The 25512-nt window shown below is 65.7% G+C and carries 24 protein-coding genes and 1 tRNA gene; 8 read left to right on the top strand and 17 right to left on the bottom strand.

Annotated features, from left to right (window positions below):
• Window positions 1-604: pantoate--beta-alanine ligase (gene panC / locus VFV09_09120; GenBank protein ID HEU4867876.1), on the bottom strand; the 604-nt coding region annotated here is incomplete at its 3' end.
• Between the two features lie 29 nt (window positions 605-633).
• Complete coding sequence (gene folK / locus VFV09_09125) at window positions 634-1134, bottom strand: 2-amino-4-hydroxy-6-hydroxymethyldihydropteridine diphosphokinase (GenBank protein HEU4867877.1); 501 nt, start codon at window positions 1132-1134, stop codon at window positions 634-636.
• Between the two features lie 137 nt (window positions 1135-1271).
• On the opposite strand from folK, the gene VFV09_09130 reads away from it, so the two are divergent.
• Window positions 1272-2207, top strand: a complete 936-nt coding sequence (locus VFV09_09130; protein ID HEU4867878.1) for a glycerophosphodiester phosphodiesterase family protein — start codon at window positions 1272-1274, stop codon at window positions 2205-2207.
• Here the strand turns inward: VFV09_09130 and folB are convergent.
• The 13 genes from folB to topA all read right to left on the bottom strand — a co-directional run bounded on the left by folB (window position 2196) and on the right by topA (window position 17592).
• On the bottom strand, window positions 2196-2591 hold the full coding sequence (folB, locus tag VFV09_09135; protein ID HEU4867879.1) for a dihydroneopterin aldolase: 396 nt from the start codon (window positions 2589-2591) through the stop codon (window positions 2196-2198). The genes VFV09_09130 and folB overlap by 12 nt on opposite strands.
• 146 nt (window positions 2592-2737) lie before the next feature.
• Window positions 2738-3817 (bottom strand): serine hydrolase domain-containing protein, encoded by a 1080-nt coding sequence (locus VFV09_09140; protein HEU4867880.1) that lies wholly within the window; start codon window positions 3815-3817, stop codon window positions 2738-2740.
• Between the two features lie 50 nt (window positions 3818-3867).
• Window positions 3868-4704: a dihydropteroate synthase gene (folP, locus tag VFV09_09145; GenBank protein HEU4867881.1), complete on the bottom strand. Its 837-nt coding sequence runs from the start codon at window positions 4702-4704 to the stop codon at window positions 3868-3870.
• Window positions 4705-4734: 30 nt separating this feature from the next.
• Complete coding sequence (gene ftsH / locus VFV09_09150) at window positions 4735-6690, bottom strand: ATP-dependent zinc metalloprotease FtsH (GenBank protein HEU4867882.1); 1956 nt, start codon at window positions 6688-6690, stop codon at window positions 4735-4737.
• Between the two features lie 61 nt (window positions 6691-6751).
• Window positions 6752-7282 carry a hypoxanthine phosphoribosyltransferase gene (hpt, locus tag VFV09_09155; GenBank protein ID HEU4867883.1) on the bottom strand — a complete coding sequence of 177 codons (531 nt, stop codon included), beginning with the start codon at window positions 7280-7282 and terminating at the stop codon, window positions 6752-6754.
• Window positions 7282-8613, bottom strand: coding sequence for a tRNA lysidine(34) synthetase TilS (gene tilS / locus VFV09_09160; GenBank protein ID HEU4867884.1), 1332 nt, complete (start codon window positions 8611-8613; stop codon window positions 7282-7284). Before tilS ends, hpt begins: the two co-directional genes overlap by 1 nt.
• Window positions 8610-9650, bottom strand: a complete 1041-nt coding sequence (locus tag VFV09_09165) for a zinc-dependent metalloprotease (protein ID HEU4867885.1) — start codon at window positions 9648-9650, stop codon at window positions 8610-8612. The genes tilS and VFV09_09165 overlap by 4 nt, the downstream gene beginning before the upstream one ends.
• Before the next feature lie 580 nt (window positions 9651-10230).
• Window positions 10231-10306 (bottom strand) — tRNA-Thr (locus VFV09_09170).
• A gap of 112 nt (window positions 10307-10418) precedes the next feature.
• A complete protein-coding gene (locus VFV09_09175; protein HEU4867886.1) occupies window positions 10419-11477 on the bottom strand; it encodes a cellulase family glycosylhydrolase in 1059 nt (352 codons plus the stop codon).
• A 218-nt stretch (window positions 11478-11695) separates the two neighbouring features.
• A complete protein-coding gene (locus tag VFV09_09180; protein HEU4867887.1) occupies window positions 11696-12118 on the bottom strand; it encodes a DUF4262 domain-containing protein in 423 nt (140 codons plus the stop codon).
• A gap of 53 nt (window positions 12119-12171) precedes the next feature.
• Window positions 12172-13248, bottom strand: coding sequence for an AAA family ATPase (locus VFV09_09185; protein HEU4867888.1), 1077 nt, complete (start codon window positions 13246-13248; stop codon window positions 12172-12174).
• A gap of 76 nt (window positions 13249-13324) precedes the next feature.
• Window positions 13325-15307 (bottom strand): dTMP kinase, encoded by a 1983-nt coding sequence (tmk, locus tag VFV09_09190; protein HEU4867889.1) that lies wholly within the window; start codon window positions 15305-15307, stop codon window positions 13325-13327.
• A 41-nt stretch (window positions 15308-15348) separates the two neighbouring features.
• Entirely contained in the window at window positions 15349-17592 is a 2244-nt protein-coding gene (gene topA, locus VFV09_09195; protein ID HEU4867890.1) for a type I DNA topoisomerase, read from the bottom strand.
• Window positions 17593-17887: 295 nt separating this feature from the next.
• Here topA and VFV09_09200 point away from each other — a divergent pair, with 295 nt between their 5' ends.
• The 6 genes from VFV09_09200 (at window position 17888) to VFV09_09225 (ending at window position 23226) form a co-directional block, all read left to right on the top strand.
• Window positions 17888-18925, top strand: a complete 1038-nt coding sequence (locus tag VFV09_09200) for an NAD(P)-dependent oxidoreductase (protein ID HEU4867891.1) — start codon at window positions 17888-17890, stop codon at window positions 18923-18925.
• Window positions 18913-20391, top strand: coding sequence for a hypothetical protein (locus VFV09_09205; protein ID HEU4867892.1), 1479 nt, complete (start codon window positions 18913-18915; stop codon window positions 20389-20391). The genes VFV09_09200 and VFV09_09205 overlap by 13 nt, the downstream gene beginning before the upstream one ends.
• A 40-nt stretch (window positions 20392-20431) precedes the next feature.
• A complete protein-coding gene (locus VFV09_09210; protein ID HEU4867893.1) occupies window positions 20432-20788 on the top strand; it encodes an OB-fold nucleic acid binding domain-containing protein in 357 nt (118 codons plus the stop codon).
• A gap of 87 nt (window positions 20789-20875) precedes the next feature.
• Window positions 20876-22057, top strand: a complete 1182-nt coding sequence (locus VFV09_09215) for a sensor histidine kinase (protein ID HEU4867894.1) — start codon at window positions 20876-20878, stop codon at window positions 22055-22057.
• Complete coding sequence (locus VFV09_09220) at window positions 22054-22734, top strand: response regulator transcription factor (GenBank protein ID HEU4867895.1); 681 nt, start codon at window positions 22054-22056, stop codon at window positions 22732-22734. Before VFV09_09215 ends, VFV09_09220 begins: the two co-directional genes overlap by 4 nt.
• Before the next feature lie 111 nt (window positions 22735-22845).
• A complete protein-coding gene (locus tag VFV09_09225; protein ID HEU4867896.1) occupies window positions 22846-23226 on the top strand; it encodes a cupredoxin domain-containing protein in 381 nt (126 codons plus the stop codon).
• Here VFV09_09225 and VFV09_09230 read toward each other — a convergent pair.
• On the bottom strand, window positions 23184-24005 hold the full coding sequence (locus VFV09_09230) for a prolyl oligopeptidase family serine peptidase (protein HEU4867897.1): 822 nt from the start codon (window positions 24003-24005) through the stop codon (window positions 23184-23186). The two genes, VFV09_09225 and VFV09_09230, sit on opposite strands and share 43 nt — an antisense overlap.
• 62 nt (window positions 24006-24067) lie before the next feature.
• Here VFV09_09230 and VFV09_09235 point away from each other — a divergent pair, with 62 nt between their 5' ends.
• Window positions 24068-24937: an SDR family oxidoreductase gene (locus VFV09_09235; protein HEU4867898.1), complete on the top strand. Its 870-nt coding sequence runs from the start codon at window positions 24068-24070 to the stop codon at window positions 24935-24937.
• Between the two features lie 14 nt (window positions 24938-24951).
• Here VFV09_09235 and VFV09_09240 read toward each other — a convergent pair.
• A partial coding sequence (locus tag VFV09_09240) for a TrkA family potassium uptake protein (protein ID HEU4867899.1) occupies window positions 24952-25512 on the bottom strand: 561 nt, incomplete at its 5' end.

The following is a 25512-nucleotide window of genomic DNA, read 5'->3' on the forward strand; positions in this document are numbered from 1 at the left end:
CTGCCGCCTCTCTCCTGTCTTCGGGGCTCAAGCGCCGGTTACGGCTGGACATCGCTAGGCCGTCTATCTCCCGAACCGTCGGGCAGGCAACGATTTCGAGCGGGAGGTTCAGGTCCCGGACCATCTGCCGGAGCACGGCCACCTGCTGGGCGTCCTTGCGGCCCATGAAGACCCGGTCGGGGCCCACGATGTTGAACAGCTTGGCGCAGACGGTAGCCACACCGGCGAAGTGGCCGGGCCGGTGCTCGCCCTCCAGGATGCCGCCCAGCCGGCCCGGCTCGACCCGGGTCTGGACCTCCCCCTCGGGATACATCTCGGCCACCGAGGGAGCGAACAGGACTTCTGCGCCCTCCTGCTCCGCCATCGCAAGGTCCGCCTTCAGGTCCCGGGGATAGGTTTCGAAGTCCTCCGACGGGCCGAACTGCAGGGGGTTCACGAAGATCGAGACGACCACCAGCCCGCCGCTCTCACGGGCGGTGCGCATCAGCTCGAGGTGCCCCTCGTGGAAGGCGCCCATGGTGGGCACGAACTCGACCTCGCGGCCCCCTCTGCGGGCTGCGGCAAGCTCCCGGCGGAGTTCGGTGATGTCCTCGAAAACCTTCAAATGGTCGCTTTTCGGGTCAAAACGGCCCGCTAGCCGCCTAAAAGGGTGCCCGGAGGGGCATAAACCTGGATTCCTTCCGGGTCCTTCTCGCAGAACGCGCTCAGGGGTTCGCCGGATGGGAGCTCCACGTCGTCGTCGATCTCCAGGATCGGAACCAGGGCAAAAGCTCTGTTGGTCAACTCGGCGTGCGGCACCGTGACACCGGGCTCCGACACGCTCTCCTCCCCGTAGAGCAGCAGGTCGAGGTCGATCACCCGCGGCCCCCACCTCTCCGACTGCTCCCGGCCGATCTCAGCCTCCACCTGCTTCAGCAGCGCGACCAGCTCAACCGGCGGCAGATCGCAGTCGACCGCCACCGCAGCGTTCAGGAAGTCGGGCTGGGCCGGGCCCACCGGGTCGGTCTCGTACACCGAGGAGGCCTCCATCACTGCCAGGCCCTTCTCCAGCAACAGCTCGACCGCCCTCTTCAGGTTGTCGAGCCGGTCTCCGAGATTGGATCCCAGACCTACATAGGCTCGGGTGGGGGCCACTGGTCCTCCTGACTGCTGCGGTTGCGACGGACGCTCAGGCTACCAACTTCGGCGCTGTGGGGCGGATACGCTGAGGGCGCGGGACGATCGGGGGCGAAGTGGCAAAGGGACGGCGGCGTGTCAAGAAGGTTCTCGCGGTGTTGGTGGTTCTGGCGGCCGTCGTGTGGACGGTCAACACCTCCCGCTTCACCGACCCCGAGGGAGAGCCACTCCTTCTCGCCCACCGGGGGCTGGGACAGACCTTCGACCTGGAGGGAGTCGAGAACGACACCTGCACGGCGGAAATCATCCACCAACCCGAGCACCCCTATCTGGAGAACACCCTGCCCTCGATGCAGGCCGCGTTCGACGCCGGCGCCGACATCGTGGAGCTCGACATCCACCAGACGACAGACAACCGGTTGGTCGTCTTCCACGACTGGACCCTCGACTGCCGGACCGAAGGAACGGGCGAGGTGCAGGACGCCACTCTGGAGGAGCTTCAGAAGCTGGACGTGGGCTACGGGTACACCGCAGACGGCGGCAAGACCTTCCCTTTCCGGGGCAAGGGGGTAGGGATGATCCCAACCCTGGACCAGGTCCTCGACGCCTTCCCCGACCACCGGCTGCTGTTGCACCTGAAAGGCGACGACCCTTCGGACGGCAAGCTGCTTGCCGCCCGCCTGGAGCAATTCTCGCCCGGTCGTCTGGCTCAATTGGCGGTGTACGGCGGCAACCGGTCGGTAGCGGCAGCAGTTGCCGAGCTGCCGGACCTGCGGGCGATGTCCCGGGCGACCCTGAAGAGCTGCCTCGGGTGGTACATCGCCCTCGGCTGGACCTCCTACGTGCCTTCGACCTGCGACGGAGCGCAGGTGCACATCCCGGACCAGATCGGTCCCTGGCTCTGGGGATGGCCCCACAAGTTTGTCGAACGCATGGAGGCGCACGGCGTCAGGGTCGTAGTGGTCAAGGGGTCCCTCGGATTCTCGGACGGCTTCGACTCCCCCGAGGATGTCGAAGACCTGCCTGAGGGCTTCGCCGGAGTGATCTGGACGAACCGGATCGACGAGGTGGCGCCGCTGCTAGCGGACTGAGAGCTCCTCGTCGTGAAGTCCGGTGACAACCCTGCCGCGCTCGATCCTGATGCCGACCGACTGAAGCTCTTCCTTCGACAGCTGCGACTTCGAGAGCCCGATGACCACCCGGTCGACGAACGGCCGGGCGAGGACTACCTGCGCCAGCCGCTCCCCCAGGGCTTCTAGCAGGTTGTAGCTTTCGGTGCTGACCACCTGTCGGATGTCGGCGATCAGCTCCATGTAGTCCACGGTGTGCTCGATGCGGTCGGCCCGCCCGGCGGCCGAGAGGTCGAGCTGGCACTCCAGGTCGACGGCGAACTCCTGGTCGAGGTCGCGCTCCTCCTGGGTGACGCCGTGGCGGCCTGAAACCTTGAATCCTTTGATGACGATCGAGTCCGGCAAACTTGTTCCCTTCGTTTAGGAGGCCGCTCACGATCTTCGAGGGCCTCGGCGATGTAGCACCAGCGAGCCGAAACGGCTCCCTATTCACGACCTTCATAACTAGTCATCTTGCGGCCGGAACCGAACAAACCGGACCGGTCACAGTTTCACTTCAGGGCACCCAGCACCGCGCGCAAGAAGGCTCCCACGTCTTGAGTACCACCGTTGGTAACGATCGCCATGGTTGCGTGATCCTCAAGGTCGTGGGCCACAATCGCACCGGAGCCGCCGTCATGTCCAACCAGGTCCCTGCCGGATTCCCTGTAGTGCACCACACCGAGACCATACGGCAAGCCGCACCCCTCGGGGCACGGCAACCCCCGCGAGATGCTGGGGTCGATCATGCGGCGGAGACTGGCCGGTTGGAGCACCTCCCCGGTGAACACAGCGTGTCCCCAACCGGCGAGGTCGCCAGACGTGGTGTGGATCGTGCCGATGGAGGGACGAGGGAGCACATTCTCCAGAAAGTGCGAGTCCCTCTCGGGCGGGCGGTAGAGCACTGCCACGTCATTTCCCTGCCCGATCCCGCCGGGAAAGGTAGCCCTGAGCCTGAGGGGCCGTAGCAGGCGGGTCTGCAGCTCCTCGCTCAACGTCCGGCCCGACGCGGCTTCGATGACCATTCCGAGCAGCGAGTAGTTAGCGTCGGAGTACACATAACATCTTCCCGGCTCGCAAATCGGTGGCGGCATCCGTTTCAGCAGGTCCGAGTTGCTCAGAGGTTGCCCACGGTCGGAGTCCAGCGTGGGAATCTGGGGCAAGCCAGAGGTGTGTGACATGAGCTGAATTAGGGTCGCATCGCCAACCACCTGGATCTCGAGGGGAAGGTCGGGCAACCACCGCCCAACCCGGTCCTGGAGCCTGAGGGAGCGGGACTCCACCATCTTCATCGCCAGCGTCGCCGTGTACAGCTTCGCGACGCTGGCAACCGGGAAAACGGTATACGGGGAAACCGGACGCCTGGAATCAACGTCGGCCAGACCACCGACGACGGTGGTCGGCCGGTCGTCCACAATGACGGTTACGCTCACCCCGGGCACGTCATGCGATTCCAGGTAGCGGTCGACCGCTGTTTGCAGGCGGCTTTGAAGCGTAGGAGCGGGGTTGCACGCCTGCAGAGCGGAGCCGCAAACCAGTGCGAGCGCAATGGCGGCGGTCCAAGCTGATCGTGAAGATCGGGTTCTGTACATGCTCGTAAGCTCTCGCGTTGGGAAAAGCCTACCTGTACACCGTCAAATCCTTAGACGGACCGGGCTATGGCCTCGGTCATCCGGACCACCCGGACCATCTCCTTCACATCGTGGACCCGGACGACCTTCGCCCCATGGGCCACCGCCCAGGCGACCGTCGCAGCCGTTCCCTCCAGGCGTTCGCCCACCGGCACGTCCAGCGTCGTCCCGATGAACGACTTGCGGGAGGTCCCTATCAGGATCGGAAAGCCCGGTTCGCAGAGACTCGGGATGCCCTTCAGCAGCTGAAGGTTGTGCTCCCGGGTCTTGCCGAACCCGATCCCCGGATCAAGGACTATCGCCGAATCGGGCACTCCGGCCGCCAGAGCGTCCCCGGCCCACCCGATCAGTGCGGCCTTCACATCGGCCACGACATTGCCGTAGGTGGGGTCGGCCTGCATGGTCCTCGGGTTGCCGAGCATGTGCATCAGGACTATGCCGGCGCCGGTGTCGGTTATGACATCCGGCATCGACGGGTCGGACCGCATCGCGGTCACGTCGTTGACTATCACTGCGCCCACGTCGACCGCCGCTCGGGCGACCCGGGACTTGGTGGTGTCTATAGACACGGTGGCGCCGGTCCGGGAGACGATCGCCTCGACGACCGGGATCACCCGGCTGAGCTCGTCCTCGATGGACACCTCATCGGCTCCGGGGCGGGTGGACTCGCCTCCGACGTCGATGATGTCCGCCCCCTCCTCGAGCATCCGGGCCGCGTGGTCGGCAGCCGCAAACGGGTCCAGGAACAGCCCGCCGTCCGAGAAGGAGTCGGGCGTTACGTTGAGGATCCCCATGACCAGGACGCGGTCCAAAGACAGGTGTCGATCACAACATTCCCAGATGGCCATCGCGCTCGGTTCCGCTCGAAAGCGGGGAATTTAGGCGGGGGTGGGCTCGGCGCCCGGGCGGCGCAGGCCCGGCTTTGAGGGGGCCGGGGAGTGGGTCTGGATGGTGTCCTCTTCTTCCTTGTTCGCAGCCGAAGCTGCGGCAAGCTGGTCCTGGACCAGGCGGCGGGGAAGCTCGCCACGGGCAGCACGCTTCGGGACATCGGCGAACAGCCGCTCGACGTCGGACTTCTCGATGGTCTCCTTCTCGATGAGGAGGGCGACCATGGAGTCGAGCTGGGCCCGGTAGGTGGAGCAGATCTCCCAAGCTTCCTGGTGTGCCTCGTCGACCAGACGGCGGATCTCCTCGTCGATCTCGGAGGCCACGTGCTCGGAGTAGTCGGCGTTGTGGCCCATGTCGCGGCCGAGGAACGGCTGGTCGACCTTGTCGCCGAGCGCCATGGGGCCGAGTTTCTCGCTCATTCCGTACTCACAGACCATCTTGCGAGCGATCTTGGAGACCCGCTCGAGGTCGTTGGAGGCGCCGGTGGTGGGGTCCTGGAAGACGAGCTCCTCGGCAACCCGGCCGCCCAGCAGCATGGCGAGCTGGTCGATGAGGCTTGAGCGTGACTCCAGGAAGCGGTCCTCGGTGGGCAGGTTCAGGGTGTAACCCAGGGCCCGTCCACGGCTGATGATCGAAACCTTGTGCACCGGGTCGGCGTTCGGAAGCGCCCAGCTGACCAGGGCGTGGCCGGCCTCGTGGAAGGCGATGACCTGCTTCTCGTGCTCGCTGATAAGGCGGCTCTTGCGCTGCGGACCTGCGATCACCCGGTCGATGGCCTCCTCGACCTCGTCCATGGTGATCTCCTTCTTGGCGCGCCGGGCGGCCAGGAGCGCGGACTCGTTGATGACGTTGGCCAGGTCGGCGCCGGTGAAACCGGGGGTCCGGCGGGCCAGCACTGCCAGGTCGACGTCCTTGGCCAGGGGCTTGCCGCGGGCGTGAACCTTGAGGATGTCCTCCCGGCCCTTGAGGTCGGCCCGGTCCACGGTCACCTGGCGGTCGAAACGGCCGGGACGCAGCAGGGCGGGGTCGAGGATGTCGGGGCGGTTGGTGGCGGCCATGAGGATGACCCCGGTACGGACGTCGAAGCCGTCCATCTCGACCAGAAGCTGGTTCAGGGTTTGCTCACGCTCGTCGTGGCCGCCTCCGAGGCCTGCGCCACGGTGCCGTCCAACGGCGTCGATCTCGTCGACGAAGATGATGGCGGGGGCCGAAGCTTTGGCCTGCTCGAACAGGTCGCGGACCCGTGCGGCGCCGACACCGACGAACATCTCGACGAAGTCGGAACCGGAGATCGAGAAGAACGGGACGCCTGCCTCACCGGCCACTGCTCGGGCGAGCAGGGTCTTGCCGGTTCCGGGAGGGCCGAACAGCAGCACGCCCTTGGGGATCTTGGCGCCCATGTTCTGGAACTTGGCGGGGTTGGCCAGGAACTCTTTGATCTCCTCGAGCTCCTCGATGGCCTCGTCGACGCCTGCAACGTCCTGGAAGGTGATCTTGGGCTGGTCCTTGGCAACGAGCTTGGCCTTCGACTTACCGAAGGACATCACACGGTTGCCGCCGCCCTGCATCTGCTGCATCAGGAAGAAGAAGATGCCGAGGATGAATATGAACGGAAGGATGCTGGTCAGCAACGAGCCCCACAGGTTCGGGTTCTCCGGGTTGGCGGTGACCTTCACGCCGGGCTGGTCCCTCAGCAGCTGGGAGAGGTCCTCGGAGCTGAGGTAGGTGGAGGTGAACTTGGAGCCGTCGCTCAGGGTTCCCTCGATCCGGCCGCTCCGGCCGAAGACCTCGACCTCGGTGACGTCGCCGGCCTTGAGCTTGCGCTCGAACTCGCTGGTGCTGAGCTTGGCGTCGCGGTTGCCGCTATTCAGGATTCCGGCCACGGCCCAGATGGCCGCAATACCGATGAGCAGGTAGAAGATTGGGTTCTTAAAGAGCTTGTTCATTGTCTTCCCAGGTTAGCACCATCTCCAGGTTTGCCTCCCCCCTGAAATCGCCGCCCAAACGCTACGCTAGCTGGTCCTCGTCGAGGAACGCGATGTAGGGCAGGTTCCGGTACAGCTGGTCGTGATCGAGCCCGTAGCCGATCACAAACTGAGCGGGGATCTCGAATCCTTCGTACCGGACGTCCAGGTCCACCTGCTGAATACCCGATTTTCTCAAGAGTGCACACACCTCCAGGCTGGCCGGCTTGCGCCCGTTCAGGTACTTCAAGAGGTAGTTGAGGGTAAGGCCCGAGTCGATGATGTCCTCCACCAGGAGCACATGCCGGTCGGTGATCTCGTAGTCCAGGTCCTTCAGGATCCGCACGACCCCGGAGGTCTTGGTGGCCGAGCCGTAGCTGGAGACGGCCATGAAGTCGAACTCGATCGGCAGGTCGATCTGCCGGGCCAGGTCGCTCATGAGCATGAACGCGCCCTTGAGGACCCCGACCAGGACGACGTCCTTGCCGGCGTAGTCCTCGCTGATGCGGTCCGCCAGCTCCTTGATCCGCTCCTGGATGCGCTGCTCGGAGATGAGTGTCTTCCCTACGCCGATCAAGCGACCTCCTCCTGCGCCGCTTCGCCGAGAGTCAGTTGCAGAACCTCGGTCGTGCCGGGGCCGACCTTGAAGCGGTCGTCCAGGCGATGGCCCGCGACCCAGACGATCTCCGGCCCGCTGACCACCAGCGGAACCAGGTGCCGGGAGGCGCGGGGGACGCCGGTGTCGACGAAGAAGTCCTGGAGCTTGCGGGACCCGGGCGCACCCAGGGGCCGGAAACGGTCGCCGGGCCGCCACTGGCGCACCGAGAGGCCCGCCGGAACCGCCGAGACGTCGACGGTCTCAGTCGACGCGTCCTGCGCCCACTTCCCGGGCATCGGCATTGGGCGGCGTTCGACCTTCAGCGTCACTCCCCAGCCGGGCAGCGCGGTGATGCCGGGAACCTCGAGGGTTACCGGCGACAGCACGCGGGGCTCGTTCGGCCGTCCGAACACAACTCGATCACGCTCCGACCATACCCATAGACTCCCCGGCAGCGCCAAACGAGCCCCGGTGACCGGGAGGACCTTGCCCAGAATGTCCCGGACCGACCGGCCAGTCAGCTCCACGCCGAGCGACTTAGCAGCCCGGCGAATCAGCTGGTTCTGAACCTCGGCGGCGGCCCGGTCCAATCCTCGCCGGGCGACCGCCACCTCATCTGACGAGGTGCTCACCAGCTTGGTCCACATAACCTCCACCTCGGACGAAGTGCGGTCGGCCTTCGCTCGGGTCTCGCCCGACAGCTTGGTCAGCCGGGCGACCTCCGTCTCCCCTGCCTCGGCCAGGCGGGCCCTGACGGCGACCCGGCGGTACCTGGGGTTGAAGTTCGACGGGTCGACGCAGTACGCAACTCCGGCATCGCGGCACACCTGCTCGGTGTCGCTGCGCCGGAGGTCCAGGATCGGCCGGACGAGGTTGCCCCGAACCGGCGGGATGCCCAGGCCGTAGCCCCCCCGTTCGAGCCGGAGCGCAACGGTCTCCGCCTGGTCGTCCATGGTGTGCCCGGTGGCGATGCGGCCGGCGCCGCAGTCCAGAGCCATCTTCTGAAGCGCCCGGTACCTGACCGACCGCGCCTGGGCCTGGGTCGGGGGGTCGACCGTCACGCGGGTTTCGACATAAGGAAGTTCCAATCGGCCGGACACCCGCCGGCAGTGGCGGGCGTCGTCGACCGAGGTCTCACGCATCCCGTGGTCCACGTGGCCCAGAACGAGGTCGTAGCCCAGCTCCCTGAGGAGGAGCGCCGTCGCCGTCGAGTCGGCGCCTCCGCTGAACGCAACGAGGACCCGGTCGCCCGGGGCGATCATCTGATGCCTGGCGATGGTTCCGGCGGCCGTGGTGGCCGGTGTCAAGGCGATACCCGGCTCAGCCAGCGCTCCGGGGACTTGACCTCCTCAAGCGTCGGCATGTCCTCGACCGAGTGGAACACCGCCTTCACTCCGGCCGAGCCCGCGGAGGCGTAGACGGCATCGAAGAACAGCTGGCCCTGTACGTACTGGGCCTTCTTGAGCTCGAAGCCCAGCACCTTGGCCATCAGCTTGGCCATAGGGGTTCCCACCGAGCTTCCGCCGCGCAGGGCCTGGCTCATCCGGGGCTGGCTGGGGATCCGGCCCTCACCCACCCGGTCCATCACGAAGTTTCCGTGACCCTCGATCACCGACATGAACGCCTGGAGCCTGTTGAAGATCTCCAGCTGCTCGGGCTGGAGCACCCGCATGACCAGCGGAGTGGTGTCGTCCTTTAGCCTGGGGTTCGACTTGAACGTCGCAACCATCCGGTCGGCCAGCGTCTTGGCGTCCATGTCCATCGACTCGAGCATCTGGTTGACCAGGCCCAAAAAGTGCGGCCGGACCCAGGGGTTCGCCTCGAACTGGCTGCGGTGGGTCATCTCGTGGAGGACGATCCACAGGCGGAAGTCACGGGGCAGGAAGCCGAAGCGCCGTTCCATCATCACGACGTTGGGGCCGACGAACCAGACCTGGTTCTGGTGGCCGACGAGGATGTCGTACTGCCCCAGCACCCTCTGGGAGAGGAAGCCCAGGACGGTGCCGAGCTGGGCGCCGAGAGCAGCCTTGTAGGCGTACTTGGCGCCTGGGAAGGCACTCGCATCGTCGAACTTTGCCTGCATCTTGTTCAGCAGGGGAGACATCAACTCCAGCATGGAGGTGACGTTGGCGGTGGCCCACTCCTGGCGGTTGAGGACCCGGGCGACGGCGGGTTGGGGGGAGGCGAAGCCGCTCTCCTCGGCGATGAGAGGCTCGGCTTCACGGGTCAGCTCTTCGAAGCTCTCCTGCAGACCGTCGAGAAGGTAGGACTGGTCCAGGGAGCCCGGCTGGGCGAACATTGCGGCGAAGCGGGAGGCGATGCTCTCGTCGACCAGACCGCTCAAGAAATCGCGTCCGCGACAGGAGCAGGGATCTCAGGACCGCTCAGGGCCTGGTCTTGAAAAAGATCGGAGCGCGGCACCAGACCAGCTTAACAGCGGAGGTGGAGCTCGGATGAATGGCTAGCTTGGGGTGCTGCTGGACTGGCCTGCCGAAGGCAACTCCATGGCGTTGCACATCGGCGTAGCGCCAGACGAAATGGCGGCTTATTGCGCCTGCTAGCTGACCTTCTTGCCTCGGAGTCGCGGAATCTTTACGTCTGCGTGGATGAAGCAGGTGTCACGACGGTTGTACATCGAAAGCTTGGTGATGCAGCCTTCGTGGGCGCATGCCCGGTCTTCTGCATAACGACGGGACCTCTTGGGAAGTCCCACAACATGAGCCCCTCTTATCGCAGTCGACGCCACGTTCATCCCTCCTCTTGGACCAGTGGTTGAGAAATTTCCTACACGCCTCTATTCGCTATGCCTGGAAACGTGGATTGGTACTTATGTATTCCCCGAAAGGGATTTTTGTACCAGGAGGAAGATTTCGGGGGAAAAGAGCGAGTTTGAAGCCCGAGTTCTGCCCGTTCGGGACGAATTCTGGAGCCGGAGCGGGGAATCGAACCCCGGACCTACGCATTACGAGTGCGTTGCTCTACCGTCTGAGCTACCCCGGCGAGGACCCGCTTCGGACGGGCAGCAAGCCGCGAGAAGTTGATCCAGACTTCAGTTTACCCGCCCGGACCGGAGCGGCCGGGCGGCCGGGAACTCGATTGGCCGGGGGCCTGCCTACGGCTGCTCCTGAAGATCGTCAATATCCGAACGGTTTTGGAAGTGGCGCTGAAACGCGGCGCCTGTGGTGGTCGGTGTGCCGGGGAAATAGTCCCGAATCAGTCCCCAGTTGTCATGGCCGCAGGGGCTTTCTGTTTTGGTCCAAACCCAGGCCAGATAGCCAGAACCCCCTTCGTGGTTGTCCAGGAACCCCAAAATCGCCTCCACATCGGTCGTCGTGCAGTCCTCCCGGCCGAGCTCGCCCGATACCAGCGGCATTGCGGGCATCACCGCGTCCAACTGCTCGGCCAGGCAACTCTCGTCGGTCCAGGCACAGGGACGTCCGGGATAGGGGTGAAATGAAGCGACGAGCTGGCCGGCCGGGTCTCGGGGGAGGAAGTCGACGAGTTGAGACAGGTCCTGTGCATAGGTAAGCCCGCCGAGCATGATCGGGTTGGTCGCTCCGGTGGAGCGAACCGCGTCGACCAGTTCCTGCATGCCGGCCGCCTGGAATGTTGTCCGGGTCGGCTGCTGCATTGAGTTGTGCACCGTCAGAGTGCCCCCGTCCCGCCAGATCGCCCAGGGCTGACGGCGACCGATGGGGTCCCGGTCGATGTACGGCTCGTTGAACAGGTCGAACATCACACCCGAGTTGTCCTTGAAGGTGCCGGCAACCTGCCTCCAAAACTCCGGCGAGTTGTCCCGGTTGGCCATCGGCTGCTGGCCGTCCGCCGTGACGCCGTTGGGGGCGGCCCAGTGCAGGTCGACTATGGCAACCATCCCTTTGCCGGTGATCGCGTGCACCCATTCGCCGATCGCAGCCCGGTACTTGGAGCCGGTAAAGGCCGGGTCGAGGCCGGGCTTGCTCCCGAGCCAGCAGTCCTCGTTCAGCGGCACCCGCACGGCGTTGATGTCCCAGGTGAGCATGGCGCTCAAGGTCTGGCCGTTCCCAGCGGAGGTGTCGGGCCCCTCGAAGATGCCCCTTCCGCCTATGCAGGCGTACTCGGTGCCCATACGGTTCACCCCGGCGATGTGTACCGGCCTGCCCTCCATGTCCACGAGCTTGTTACCGGACACCCTGATGCCGCCGTGAGGGGATTCAGGACTGGCGGGAGGGGGCGCTCCAACCTTGCCGCTCCCGCAAGCCTCCACTGACAGGCTCAGCAGACAAAGCGATAAAAGCCGAAGCAAAAGCCTGACCAACGACGCACCCTCTTTTCCGGAAGCAACGGTTCAAGTTCCCGACCATTCGTTAAGTGGGATTTCTCCCTCATGTTTCGCAACCACGACGATTATCAGGGAAGCTTTCGGCGCCGGTCGTAGGGCACGACCTCAAGGAAGCGAGGTTCGGGGTGGGGCGGGCCGAGCGCGCCGTAGTAATTGACCCAAAACGCGAACCTCCCGCTCTCAAGGTGGCGGAACGGCACCGAAGCGAACCTTAAGCGGTCGGTGCCGACGGTTACTTCATCCCTGTTACGGAATCTTCTGCCGCCTTGAATAAGAAGGGCCAGATGATTCAGTAGGCCGGCGGCTCGCTCCGTCTCCATCCCCACGACGGTCAGTTCAGGATGGTTCACCTCGGCGAGCCCGATCGTGTAAGCCCAATCTGACGACGATTGTTGTTCCACCGGTATAACGGCCCATCCGAAGCGCTCGATCAGTCCGTGAATTTCGAATAGAACCTCATCGAACGTGGCACCGTTGCACATCATGCACATGTCTTGAGCTTGACACCGGGGTATGACATTTCGCGGTCGCTGCGCTTAAAGCTTTAAACCATTCTCAAAAAAAGCGACTCCACCACCAGGGCCGGGTTGGCATTGTTCCTGAGAGCCAGCTGCGCCTCCAGGCAGTGCTCGATCATGTCGACCCAGAACTTCGTCGGCCTGTCCGGCGCCGCCTGGACGAGGAGGTCGGCGTGGTCGAACGCGATCAGCGAGCCCGGGTCGGCCCCGGCAGATGCGGCGGCCAGGTCCCGGAAGGCGGCCCCCATCCAGGAGAGGAAGTCGATCAACACCTCGGTCTCCTCCCGGCGCAGCGTTCGCTTGTTCCGGTCGGCCAGCTTCTTCTTCCATGCCCCCTGCCCGTCCTTGCCGCTGATCTCCTCCAGCCGGGCCAGCTCGGCAGCCTGCTGCTTTTCGAGCCTCTCCCGGGCTGAGGCGGAGAACGCCTTGGCGGCGTCGGCTGCGTCGAGAGCGTCGACCGCCGACATCCGGGTGCTTGCGGCGACGGCGATCGCCTTCGAACGAACCATCGAGGTGGCCGGCTCAGCCGCCAGCCGGACTGCCGCGTTCAGGTCTCCGCGCGAGATCCGCACCAGGCGGTGAGCTTCAGCGGTGTCGAGGTCGAACCTGGTCTCCAGCAGCTCCAGCATCGCCTCCTCAGCGATCGGTGGGAAGTCGACGATCTGGCAGCGCGAGAGGATGGTGGGCAGGAACGGCTGGAGCGCGTGGGAGAGCAGGATCCAAACAACGCTGCGGCTGGGCTCCTCCAGCGCCTTCAGCAGGGCGTTCTGGGACCGCTCCGGGATGCGGTCCGCCTCCTGGATGATGAAGACCCGGTGGGCCGCCTCGATGGGGCTCTGGGACGCCGCCTGGGCGGTGGCGCGGAGCACCTCGACTGGGAACGTGTAACCCTCCGGCTGCAGGATCGTGACGTCGGGGTGCAGACCGGCCAGCACCCGCCGGCAGGTGTTGCACTCTCCGCACGCCTCCGGGCAGACGAGTGCCGCCGCGAAGACCCGGGCCGCGTTGCGTTTGCCCACCCCCGGGGACCCGACGAACAGATAGGTTCCGGTGGGCCTCCCGGCCGCGCCCTTCAGAACCGAGGCCACCCTGGGGTGGCCCATGAACTGGTCCCAGACACCCCCCGAAGGGGGGTCAGAAAGTTGATCGCCGGAGGCGTCCAAATCCTGGGGGACTCCTTTAAATGACTGTGGGTTCAGCCTGCACCGCCACTTCTTCGGCTTCGCTACGCACCGCGAGCATTGCGTCCACCTTCCTGCGAACCTCGGCTGCGACCTCCTGGGGGCTCTTGCTCCCGTCGATGATCAGGTACCGGTTGGCGTGCCGCTCGGCCAGAAGCCGGTAGGCCTCCCGGACCCTGCGGTGAAACTCGATTCCCTCCTGCTCGATACGATCCGGCTCGTCCCCTGCACGCTCCAGCCCCAAAGAAGCCTCGTAGTCAAGCAGGAACACCATGTCCGGGAACAGGGCGCCGGTCGCCCACCGGCTGATCGACCGGATCTGGTCCGCCCCCAACCCCCGGACCAGGCCCTGGTAGGCGATCGAGGAGTCAATGTAGCGGTCGCATATGACAATTGCGCCGTCGTTCAACGCCGGCCGGATCACCTCGTCTACGTGCTGCGCCCGGTCGGCGGCGTACAGAAGGGCCTCCGCCTTGTCCGAGAGGCCGGAGTTGGCAGGGTCGAGAAGCAGGTCCCTCAACTTCTTCCCGATTCCGGTCCCGCCCGGTTCCGCCGTCACGAGCACCTCGTGCCCCCGGGCGGTCAGGTGCTGGCGCAGCAGCTCCATCTGAGTGGTCTTCCCGCTGCCCTCGCCCCCCTCGAACACCAGGAACATGCCGTGGCCGGCCGGCCGCTGGTGCCGTCGAACACCAATTGCCTTGGTGGTGACCACGCCGGCGCCGAGGATGCTGATGCCGCCTATCCACATCGCCACCCGGATCCCACGGAAGTCGATGCTCTGGTCGAACAGGATCACCGGGCCCGAGATCGCTCGGTCGATGATCCTGACGAGCGCCGGGGCAACTGCTGCCGCCCCGACTATTGCCAGGCGGACCACCGAGTTGATGGCCGCCGAGCCCCGGCCCCTCAGGTTCGGCCCGAGCTTCTCCTGGATCAGGGCATAACCGCACGGGTAGGCGAATCCGGCAAAGACCCCGCACAGGCTGGCGGACACCAGCGCCGGGGTGAGGGTCGACACACTTCCGAAGATCACCGTGCTGATCCCCATCAGGACCACGACGGTGGAGAAGATGACGTCTTTGGGGAACATCTGCGATGCCGGGCCGGCGAGGATGAACCCAATACCCAGGCCGGTACCGACTGCGGCGATCAGGAGGCCGAAGCTGCCCGATCCGCCGCCTAGGACGTCGCTCAGGAAGAACGGCGCCATCGACATGAAAGTGCCGATTCCGGCAAAGGTCCCGCCGATCCCGAAGACCCACGGCCGGATCATCTCGTGTCCGAACAGGAACTTGAGGCCGTCGACCAACTCCATGCGTGTGGCCTTGAAGTTCAGAGGCTCCTGCTTGGCCGGGCGCGGAGCCACCCGCAGCGAAAGCGTGAGAGCGGCGCTGACCAGGAAGGTCGCCGAGTCGAGGATGAATGCTGCCAGCTCGGGGTTGGTGGCTAGGGCGCTGATCCCGGTGACCTCGCCCAGGAACTCGGAGAACTTGGCCAAAACGCCGAAAATGGCCCCCGACAACGGGAAGGTGGCGTAAGCCGCTATCAACAACAGGGAGTAGGCGTGGGTGAAATGTTTCGGGTTGGCCACCATTTCCGGGACCGTCGAATCCTTGGCCGGCTGCCAGGCCAGGGTCATCATCTCCAGGACCGCAGAGATCACCAGCAGCAGGACCACCGGATTCAGGAAGGGCAAAACGCCGCCCGCCATCTCCACGAAGGGAAGGGTGAGGATCAATCCCGCCCGCGCTACGTCGCAGATCACCATCAGTTTCTTGCGGTCCCAGCGGTCCGCCAGCACGCCGGCGATCGGGCTAAACAGCAGCGTTGGGCCCATGCGGGCAAGCAACACGGCAGCGATGGCGAACTCGTTGTCGTAGATCCGTTTGGTCAACGCAACGATTGCGATGAGTCCGACCCAGTCCCCCAACGAGGAGGAAACCTGGCCTATGAAGAACCGCCGGAAGGAGCGCTGCTTCAACAGTTGGCGGTAGACCGAGCCGCTACCGGGCTCGGTAAGGTCTACTTCGTCGCCGTCACCGCGTTTGATGAAGAACCTCCACTGGCCGGCAGGAGCGAGGGATCCTCGTTCTGGGTGTGACGGCAGGCAGGGTAGTGGCTGCAGCCGAAGAAAACACCCTTTTTACCTTTCCTTTCGAGCAGGTCACCCGGTGCATTATCCGTGCAACGCTTGCATGGAGTCTCCAGGCACTTTGGGCAGGGCACGCCGGTGTTGCGCGGCTTGTCCTTCTGGATGTACTTGCACTCCGGGTAGGTCGAACACCCGACAAAGGGGCCGAACCGGCCGCGTCGCTTCTGCAAGGGGTTGCCGCAGTCCGGGCACTTCTCGTCCAGCAGCTCGGGCGCCTGGTCGGGCTGGCCGGGGAGCGGGTGGGTGTGGGCGCAATCCGGGAACCCCGAGCAGCCGTAGAACTTGCCCCGGCGGCCCAGCTTGATGACGAGCGGCTTGCCGCAGTCGGGGCAGAGCTCGTCGGTGGCCTCGGAGGTCACGTCCTCCTTCGGCACCTCCCCCGCCTTGTTAAGCCGGTCCTGCATCGGCAGGTAGAACGACTCGACCACCGGGCGGTAAGCGACCTTGCCCTCGGCCATCTCGTCCAGGCGCTCCTCCATGTCCGAGGTGAACTCGAAATCCATGAAGTGGTCGCCGAAGTAGCGGACGAGGAAGTCGCTGGTGACCTCGCCGGTGTCGGTGGCGTGAAAGCGCTTGTTTTCCACCCGTACGAAGTCACGCTTCTCGTCGAGGATGGTGGTCATGATCGAAGCGTAGGTCGAGGGGCGGCCGATGCCCCGGGACTCGAGCTCCTTGATGAGCGAGGCCTCGGTGTAGCGGGGAGGCGGCTGGGTGAAATGCTGCTCGGGCCTCAGCTCCCGCAGGTTCAGCTCCTGGTCGGCTGCGAGAGTGGGGAGCTTGGACTCGGGCTCCTCCTCCTCGTCCTTGGCCTCCCGGTACAGGCGGGTGAATCCGTCGAACTTCATCGTCGACCCGGTCGCCCGGAACAGGTGGATGTCTGCACCGTTGGCCGGCGCGGCCGCCACGTCGGCCGAGACCTGGTCGTAGACCGCCGGCGCCATGAGCGAAGCGACCGACCGCTTCCAGATGAGGTCGTAGACCTTGATCAAGGCGTCGGCGTCCCGGCTCTCGCCGGCTCGGATCTCGGCCTCGAGGTCCTTGGCGCTGCGGGTCATGTCCGACGGGCGGATGCACTCGTGGGCTTCCTGGGCGCCCTTGGCCTTCTTGTCGTGGTTCTTGTAACGGCCGACCCAGTACTTGTCGCCGAAGTTCTTCTTCACCAGGCCCGCAGCGGCCGAGATCGCCTCCGAGCTCATCGAGGTGGAGTCGGTACGCATGTAGGTGATGTAGCCCCTTTCGTAGAGGCGCTGTGCCAGGCCCATGGCCCGGCGGCTGCCGAAGCCGAGCTTGCGGGAGGCGTCCATCTGGAAGCTGGAGGTGATGAACGGCGGGAACGGGACCTTGCGGGTCTCCTTGGTGCGGACGTCGGCTACCTTCCAGGAAGCGCCGTCCAGCGCAGCGGCGATCGCCTCGGCCCGGGCCTGCTCGCCGATCCGGTTGGCCAGGTCCTCGGCGGAGTCCTTGCCGATCTTGGTGGGGATCTTGATGTCCCCGATCTGGACCAGGGTGGCGATGAAGCCCTCGCCGGCGAGGGTGTCGAGCAGCGCCTGGAGCGTCCAGTACTCGGTGGCGACGAACTTGCCGATCTCCCGCTCCCGCTCGACCACCAGACGCAGGGCCGGGCTCTGCACCCGTCCCGCAGACAGGCCGTAACGGATCTTGTGCCATACCAGCTGGGAGACCGGGTAGCCGACCAGGCGGTCGATGCTGCGGCGGGCCTGCTGGGCGTCGACCAGTCGCTGGTCGATGGCCCGGGGCGACTTGATGGCCTCGGTGACCGCCTTCTTCGTGATCTCGGTGAAGGTGACCCGGCGCTGCTTGTCCAGCGGGATCTTGCAGCTCTCGGTGATGTGCCACGCGATGGCCTCGCCCTCGCGGTCGTAGTCGGTGGCGAGGTAGACGTGGTCGGCCTTCTTCGCCGCGGTGGCGATAGCCGAGATGACCTTCTTTTTGTCCTCGTTGACGACGTACTCGAGCTTGAAATCGTGCTCGACGTCGACGCCCAGGGTCTTTATGGGCAGATCCCGGACGTGACCTACCGACGCAAGGACTTTGAAGTCCTTACCCAGGTACTTGGCAATAGTTTTCGCTTTGGCCGGTGATTCCACGACCATCAGGTTCTGAGACATATTGGTTGGTGGGGCAGAGTGATGCCGATTTGCGTTTCTGTCAAACCCGGAGTTTCGAGTCACCGTTTGGAGGTGCCGGGTGGTTGGAGCCTTCAACGCATTCTCCCCTACTTTATTTCCAAGGCCGGAAAACGCCACTTTCCGGGCTCAGGTTTGGCAAAAAACCGACCGGGTAACGACGACTCGCTCCGGCAGGAGGCCGGCCTTCGCCGTACCCGCCCTGCCAGATAGCGGCAAACTCGCCCCAGAACCGGGCCCGGTGGAAACGGAGAGCTTTTCGATGGCGCGGGTATTGATCACGGGCGGGGCAGGCTTCTTCGGCACCGTGCTCAAGCACCGTCTCCTCGACGAAGGGTTCGAGTGCTGGAGCGTCGACCTGTGTGCGGACCCCACGGTGCGCGACGGCTTCACCTCGACGGTCGGGGACATCGCCGACCGGTCGGTCCTCGATGAGATCTTCGCCCAAACGAAGTTCGACGCGGTTTTTCACTGCGCCGCCCTGCTGGCCCACGAGGTGAAGGACAAGAACGCGCTGTGGCGCAGCAACGTCGAGGGCACCCGGGTGCTGGCCGAGTGCGTCCGGGACAACGGCGTCCCGAAGCTGACCTTCATCTCCTCCAACTGCCTGTGGGCCGAGAACTTCCGCCGTCCGGTGACCGAAACCGACCCGCCCAGGCCGGTTGAGGTCTACGGCCGCTCCAAGCTGGAGGGCGAGAGGATCCTCCTCGGCTTTGCAGACCACTTTGCCACCACGGTCCTCCGGAGCCCCACGATCATCGCCCCAGGTCGGCTGGGGCTGCTCAGCATCCTGTTCGACTTCATCCGCGAGGACCGGAAGTTGTGGGTGGTGGGCGGGGGGCACAACGTCTACCAGTTCATCTACGCCCCCGACCTCGCCGACGCGTGCCTGCTCTCCTACAAGGCGGAGGCGCCGGGCGTCTTCAACGTCGGCTCGGACAACGTGCAGTCGATCCGGGAGGTCTACCAGTACGTGATCGACAAAGCCGGTTCCAAGTCCAGGATCGCATCGCTGCCGAAGGCCCCAACCCTGGCGGCGATGGGCCTGGCCAGCGCCCTGCACATCTCTCCTTTGGGCCCGTACCAGCGAAGGATGATCGCGGAGGACTTCATCTTCGACACCTCCAAAGCCAAGGCGGAGCTCGGCTGGCAGCCGACCCTCAGCAACGCCGAGATGTTGTACCTCGCCTACGAGTACTACTTCTCGAACTTCGATGAGATCGCAACCCGGACCGACGTCTCGGCGCACTCACGACAGGCGAAGATGGGCGTTATCCGGCTGCTCAAGTGGCTGTCCTAGAGGAGGCCCGGCCGGCAGCTTCCCGCACCCAGCCGGCCGGACTTCTCCGGAGCAGGGTCGCGATCCTGGCCGCCTTTGCGCTATACGCGGGGCTTCTCGCCTTTGTGATCCCGCACCACGAAGCATGGTTCGACGAGGGGCAGGCCTGGCTGATCGCCCGGGACAGCAATCTTGGGAACCTGTTCTCCCGGCTGGCCTACGAGGGGCAGCCCGGTCTCTGGCACCTGATCCTGATGGTTCCGGCCAAGACCCTGCCCTACAGCGCAATCAACTGGATCTCGGGCGCATTCGGTGCGCTCGGCGTGTACGTGTTCCTCACCCGATCGCCGTTCCCGACTCCGGTGAAGGTGCTCGTCCCCTTCACCTTCTTCCTGTTCTACCAGTACGCCGTGGTGGCCCGGAACTACGTGCTGATACCGGTGGTGCTGTTTGCCATCGCCGCCATGTACCGCAGGCGGACCGAGCACCCGGTGGCGTTCGCCGCGCTGCTGTTCGTCCTGGCCAACACCAGCACCCACGGCTTTTTGATCGCCGCGTCCCTGGCGGCGATCGAAGGGGTCGAGCTTCTGGTTCGGAGCAAGAATCTCGGGAGCCGGCCGGCGAGACGGGAGCTGTTGCCGCTGGTCGTACTGGGCCTTGGAATGGCCGCCGTAGCGTTTGCACTCCGTCCTCCGGCCGACCGGACCTTCGCCGTCGCAGGGCTTCACACTCCCGGCATCAAGGAGTTCTTCGTCGTGGTATTCGGCATGCTGAACAACTCGCTGGCGGACAACAAGCTGGTCCTGTTCCCTTTCCTGGCGGCCGGCCTCTGGTTTCTCCGGCGCCGCCGGGCTCTGCACCTGTTCGTGGTCCCCGCCGGGGCGCTGCTGATCTTCTTCGCCTTCGTCCACCGGGCGGCGTGGCACGAAGGCGTCCTCTTTCTGGTGTGGGTCTTCGCCTTTTGGCTCGCCCTCGAGAAAGAGCCCGCCGAGCCCGCCCCTTCCGATCGGTTCAGTCGCCTGGCGGCCCTTTCGCTGCTGGCGGTCGTCTGCCTGTTCCAGATCTACTGGAGTTTTGCGACCGCAAAGAACGACGTCAACGAGCCGTACTCCGGGAGCCGGGACCTGGCTCACTACATCAAGGAGAACGACCTTCAGGACAGCACGATCTTCGGCGTGCACTGGTCGTCGATGGCCGTCAATCCGTACTTCGAGGGAAACGTCTACGCCAACTACGACGCCCCCGGCGACGTCTCCTTCTGGGAGTGGTCGGACAAGAACGAGATGGTCGAGGACTACCGCACGATCGACCTTCTGGCGCCCGACTTCGTGGTCGTGCCGGTCAAGGTTCCGGGCATGGAGGACCCGGCCAACGCCCAGCTCAAACACTACGAACAAAGGGCGGTGTTCGGGGGCAACATGTACTGGAAGACCGGGGTCCTCGAGCCCGACCTGTACATCCTTTTCGAGCGCAAGGATTCGCCGTAGCCGGGTGAAGGAAACACTGAAGGTCTAACATGGAGGAACTATGGGATTCCTGAGAGGCCTCAGCGAGACGTCCGAGGAGATTCACGCCCACCACACCCGTGAGTGGTGCAAGGAGGTCGAGGGCGTCCAGGACGTGACCGACTGCCTGGAGCGCACCCGGCGCAGGGTGGCCGGCGTGGTCGAGAGCATCAAGCTGCGTCCCAGCCAGTTCTCGAACACGCTCGAGGTTACGCTCTACGACGGCACCGACCGCATCATCGGCGTGTGGCTCGGCCGCAAGTCGATCCCCGGCATCGACCTCGGGACCCACCTGGTGATCGAGGGCACCGTCGGGCAGTTCGAGCCCGGTCCGCTCCGCATCATCAACCCCGCCTACGAGCTGCTTCCCGTCGAGTAGGACTTCACCACTACTCCCCCGGGAGTAGCCCTCCCGCAGCCCGGCGGAGGATTTCAAACCGCCCCGCTCTGGGGGATCATGGGCATCATGGGCTCCACCACCGCGCCGGACCTGGCTCCCCCCGCCAAGGCCTACTTACCGCCCAAGGCGGTCGACTTTTTGGTTGCGATCATCGCCGGCATTCTCACGATGATGCTGATCCACCTGGACCCCGAGGCCAGCCCCCGGACACCGGACGGCTTCGCCTTCGGGATGGGCGCCCTTGCCGCAGCGGCCCTGGTTTTCCGGCGCCCCCACCCACAGGCGACGCTGGGGGTGGTGCTGGGCGTGCACATCTTCTACCACCTGGTCGGGTACCCGGGCGCAGGACCGTTTCCCTCCCTGATGGTGGCCCTGTTCGGCATGGCGGCCGCAGGTCTTCGGTGGGGCGCCATCGCCGCCGCCTTCGGGGTTGCGGCCACCGCTCTCTTGATGCAGGTGTTCGCCGAAGACACACCGATCCTCAGTCCGACGATCATCATGCCGGCGGTGCTGTCGGCGGCCTCCGTATTCGCCGGGGAGGCGGCCCACAACCGGACCCGGTACCTGGCGGAGGTGCGGGAGCGGCTCAGCCGGGTCGAGCAGAACCGGGAGATCGAGACCCAGAGGCGGCTGACCGAGGAGCGCCTGCGGATCGCGCGGGAGTTGCACGACATCATGGCCCACACCATCACGGTGATCACCGTTCAGGCGGGGGAGGCGCAGGACGCTCTGGACACATCTCCCGCACAGACACGGGAAGCCCTCAAGAACATCCGGGACGCCAGCAGGGAGGCGATGGCGGAGCTCCGGGCGACGGTGGGCGTGCTCCGGGAAACCGGTGAGGCGGGCGAGTCCCGTAAGCCGGCCCCGGGAATGCGGGACCTGGCGGAGCTGGTCCATACCGCCGGTGGAGGAAGCCTTGCCACGACGCTGGAGGTGCGGGGCAACGCCCGCCCCCTGCCTGCGGCGGCCGAGCTCACCGCCTACCGGATAGTCCAGGAGTCCCTGACAAACGTGATCCGCCACGCCGGAGCCACCAGGGCGTCGGTGGTGGTGAGCTACGAGCCGTCGGCGGTCACGGTGGAGGTCGAAGACAACGGCAGAGGCGTTGTGGGCTCCGCAGACGGGCACGGCATCCGGGGGATGAGGGAGCGGGCCGAAGCGGTCGGAGGTCGGCTGGAAGCCGGCCCCAAGGTGGACGGCGGCTTCCTGGTACGGGCGAGGCTGCCCGCCGACCTTCAGCCATGATCAGGGTCCTGCTGGCGGACGACCAGAAGCTGGTCAGGGCGGGCTTTCGCAGCCTGCTCGAGCGAACCGAGGACATGGAGGTGGTCGCAGAGGCGGCCGACGGCGCCGAGGCGGTCCGGCTGGCCGCCACGCACCGCCCGGACGTGATCCTCATGGACATCCGGATGCCGGTAATGGACGGCTTGGAGGCGGTCAAGGTCATCCTCTCCGATGCCAAGCTCGAGGGGACGAAGGTCGTCATGCTCACTACCTTCGAGCTGGACGAGTACCTGTTCGAAGCCCTGCGCCTGGGCGCCAGCGGGTTCCTCTTGAAGGACATAGAGCCGGCCGATCTGCGGCAAGCGATACGGGTGGTCCACGCCGGCCACGCCCTGCTCTCCCCGAGCGTCACGCGCCGGGTCATCGACCAGTTCGCCGCCCAGCCCCAGGCGCCTGCGGTGGAGCTCGACCGGATGCAGTTTTTGACCGAGAGAGAGCGCGAGGTGGTCGGGCTGGTGGGCTCGGGCCTCAACAACGACGAGATCGCCGAGCGGCTCTTCCTCAGCCCGGCCACGGCCAAAACCCACGTCAGCCGGTCGATGATCAAGCTCGGCGTGCGCGACCGGGCGCAGCTGGTGGTCTTCGCCTACGAAACCGGCCTGGTCAGCCGCGGCCACGGCATACCCCCGGTGAGGTAACCGGCCCTTCCGGCTGCTTCCAACTGCGTACGGCAGGTGTCCCTTGCGGGGGGACGACCCGGCGGGTCCCCTTTTCTAGCCTGATCCCAGGCAATCCGAAAGGGGAGATCTATGGGAAAACGACAGTTGATCGCAGCGGTGGTTCTGGTTTTGGCGAGCGGCCTCTTAGGGGCTTGTGCGCAGGAGGTGGCGGCCTCGGGCGACGTGACCCAGGGGGCCGCTTCGGGCGACGCGATCAAGGTGGTTGCGGCCGACAACGAGTTCAAACCCGACGAGATCAAGGGCGGGGCCGGCGAGGAGATCACCGTCGAAGTCACCAACGGCGGCGACTCGCCTCACAACTTCGTGATCAAGGACCTCGACGTCTCATCGGGGACGCTGGAGTCGGACAAGGTGGCGACAGTGAAGTTCGTGATGCCGGACGAACAAACGGAGTTCGTCTGCACGTTTCACGGCGGGATGAAGGGCGAGTTGGTACCCGAGGAGGCCTGAGAGTCTGTTTTCTTGAGCCAGTCCACGGCGGAGAGCCAGGCCGAGGTCACCGGGTAGATGGGCGCCCGGTGGCCACCGGACTCCGGCTCCATCAGGGTCACATCCCCACCCTTTGCTGCGCCTCGTGCGGCGTAGGCCCGCGACTGCTCGACCGAGACCGTCCGGTCGTCGACCGGGTGGACCAGCAGCACCGGCACGGCCAGCGGAACCTGTGCCATGGGGTCCGCCTGCCGCCAACGCTCCGGGAACTCGACCGGCCCGCCACCCACCAAGCGATAGGCGCTTCTCCCGCCGTACTCCAGGCTGCACACGGCCCCCATGGCGACCGCCCGCCGGATCGCAACTACCGGCGACGCCCCAGGAGCGCCCTCCGGCAAAACCGTGCGGGCGGCGGCCCAGAGCGCGAGCTGGCCTCCGGCGGAGTGGCCCAGCGCCGTGACCCTTTCCAGGTCCAGACGGGGATCGTGAAGAGCGGCCAGGTGGTCGATGCCGCCGGCGACGTCGTCGAAGGTCTCCGGCCAGCCCCCACCCTCACCCAGGCGCCGGTACTCCAGGTTCCAGGCCGCCCAGCCCCTGGATGCAAGGTCCCGGCTGATAGGGCGGGTAACGAGCTTGCCCCAGCGGGTCTGCCAATGGCCACCGTGGAGGACCACCACCACCGGGTGCGGGCCCGGTCCGACCGGCAGGTGCAGCTCGGCCACCTGGCTGCGGTGAGACCCGTAGCGGTGGACCACCGGACGGCGGAGCGATGATCGGGCAATCGTCAGTGGAAGGGACATATTCAAGCTTAAGTCGTTCCCATTTATGGTTGAACCACTCACCCAAACGGTAGGGAGCACAAATGGCAGATGAGCTGTTCGGCGTAACCGGCGTGACCGGGGTGATTGGAGGGCGGGTTGCCCGCAGCCTGGACACCGCGGGGCTTCGGCTGCGAATGGTGGTCCGGGACCGCTCCACAGCCCCCGAGCTCGACGCCGAGGTGGCCGAAGTGCCCGACTACGGCGACGGGCCGGGGTTCCGGGCGGCCATGGAAGGGGTGAGCACCCTGTTCCTGGTCTCCGGGCGCGAGCACCCCGAGCGCCTGCGCCAGCACCTGACCGCAGTCGACGCCGCGGCCGCGGCCGGGGTCCGCCGCATCGTCTACCTGTCGTTCCTCGGGGCCGCCGCCGACGCCACCTTCACCCTGGCCCGCCAGCACTTTGCGACCGAGGAGCACATCCGCGCGACCGGGATCCCCTTCACCTTCCTGCGTTCGAGCCTGTACCTGGACTTCATGCCCTTCCTGGCGAGCGCCGACGGAACCATCGCCGGCCCGGCGGGCTCGGGCCGCTTTGCCCCGGTGGCCCGGGACGACATCGCCGACACGATCTTCACCGTTCTGACCACCCGGGAGCACGACGGGCAGACCTACGACAACACCGGCGGGACAACGGTCTCGCTGGCCGAGGTGGCCGGTGAGCTCTCCCGGGTCGCCGGGCGGCCGGTTACCTACGTCGACCAGACGATCGAGCAGGCGTGGGAGTCCAGGAGGCCCTCAGGCGCACCCGACTGGGAGATAGAAGGCTGGATCAGCTCGTACGTAGCGATATCCAAAGGTGAGATGGACGTGGTCACCGAGACGGTTCCCCGGCTTACCGGCCACCGGGCGATGACCCTGCCCGAGTTCCTGGACCGGTACCCCGAAAGCTACTCCCACCTCCTGCCTCGCTAAGGGCAGCGACTGCCCTAGGCGGGAACGGCTGCCGGCACCGAGAGCAGCTCCTCCAGCTCGGCGTAGTGATCCATGGTGGTCAGCGCAAGCACCTCGTCGCCCACCATCATCGGCGTCTCTCCGCGCGGGAGGACCACGTGACCCGCCCGGATGATCGCGGTGACCACCGTGTCCCGCGGCAGGTTCAACTCGCCCAGTACCTTGCCCACCGCCGGGCTGCCCTCGGCCAGCGTGACCTCGACCAGAAGGACTCTGCCCTGCTCGAGTCGCAGCAGCGTAACCAGGTCGCCCACGACCACCGCCTCCTCGACCAGAGAGGTCAGCAGATGGGGCGGGGAAACCGACTCGTCGACCCCCCAGGACTCGTTGAACAGCCACTCGTTATTCGGGTGGTTGACCCGGGCGACGACCCGGCGGATTCCGAACTCCTGCTTCGCCAGCAGAGAGGAGACCAGGTTGACCTTGTCGTCGCCGGTTGCGGCGACCATTACGTCGCACGTCGACAAGCCCGCCCCCTGGAGGGTCAGCGGCTCGGTGGCGTCGGCGACCACCCAGGTAGCAGGGATCCGGTGCTG

This window comes from Actinomycetota bacterium (assembly GCA_035759705.1).
GTDB lineage: Bacteria > Actinomycetota > CADDZG01 > JAHWKV01 > JAHWKV01 > JAJCYE01.

Excerpts from the sequence above, each read along its gene's own strand:
- topA (HEU4867890.1), bottom strand. The coding sequence starts at position 17,592 with ATGGTCGTGGAATCACCGGCCAAAGCGAAAACTATTGCCAAGTACCTG.
- ftsH (HEU4867882.1), bottom strand. The coding sequence starts at position 6,690 with ATGAACAAGCTCTTTAAGAACCCAATCTTCTACCTGCTCATCGGTATT.
- VFV09_09210 (HEU4867893.1), top strand. The coding sequence starts at position 20,432 with ATGGGATTCCTGAGAGGCCTCAGCGAGACGTCCGAGGAGATTCACGCC.
- VFV09_09140 (HEU4867880.1), bottom strand. The coding sequence starts at position 3,817 with ATGTACAGAACCCGATCTTCACGATCAGCTTGGACCGCCGCCATTGCG.
- VFV09_09180 (HEU4867887.1), bottom strand. The coding sequence starts at position 12,118 with ATGTGCATGATGTGCAACGGTGCCACGTTCGATGAGGTTCTATTCGAA.
- VFV09_09185 (HEU4867888.1), bottom strand. The coding sequence starts at position 13,248 with ATGGGCCACCCCAGGGTGGCCTCGGTTCTGAAGGGCGCGGCCGGGAGG.
- VFV09_09235 (HEU4867898.1), top strand. The coding sequence starts at position 24,068 with ATGGCAGATGAGCTGTTCGGCGTAACCGGCGTGACCGGGGTGATTGGA.
- VFV09_09230 (HEU4867897.1), bottom strand. The coding sequence starts at position 24,005 with ATGTCCCTTCCACTGACGATTGCCCGATCATCGCTCCGCCGTCCGGTG.
- VFV09_09220 (HEU4867895.1), top strand. The coding sequence starts at position 22,054 with ATGATCAGGGTCCTGCTGGCGGACGACCAGAAGCTGGTCAGGGCGGGC.
- VFV09_09200 (HEU4867891.1), top strand. The coding sequence starts at position 17,888 with ATGGCGCGGGTATTGATCACGGGCGGGGCAGGCTTCTTCGGCACCGTG.
- VFV09_09225 (HEU4867896.1), top strand. The coding sequence starts at position 22,846 with ATGGGAAAACGACAGTTGATCGCAGCGGTGGTTCTGGTTTTGGCGAGC.
- VFV09_09215 (HEU4867894.1), top strand. The coding sequence starts at position 20,876 with ATGGGCTCCACCACCGCGCCGGACCTGGCTCCCCCCGCCAAGGCCTAC.
- folP (HEU4867881.1), bottom strand. The coding sequence starts at position 4,704 with ATGGCCATCTGGGAATGTTGTGATCGACACCTGTCTTTGGACCGCGTC.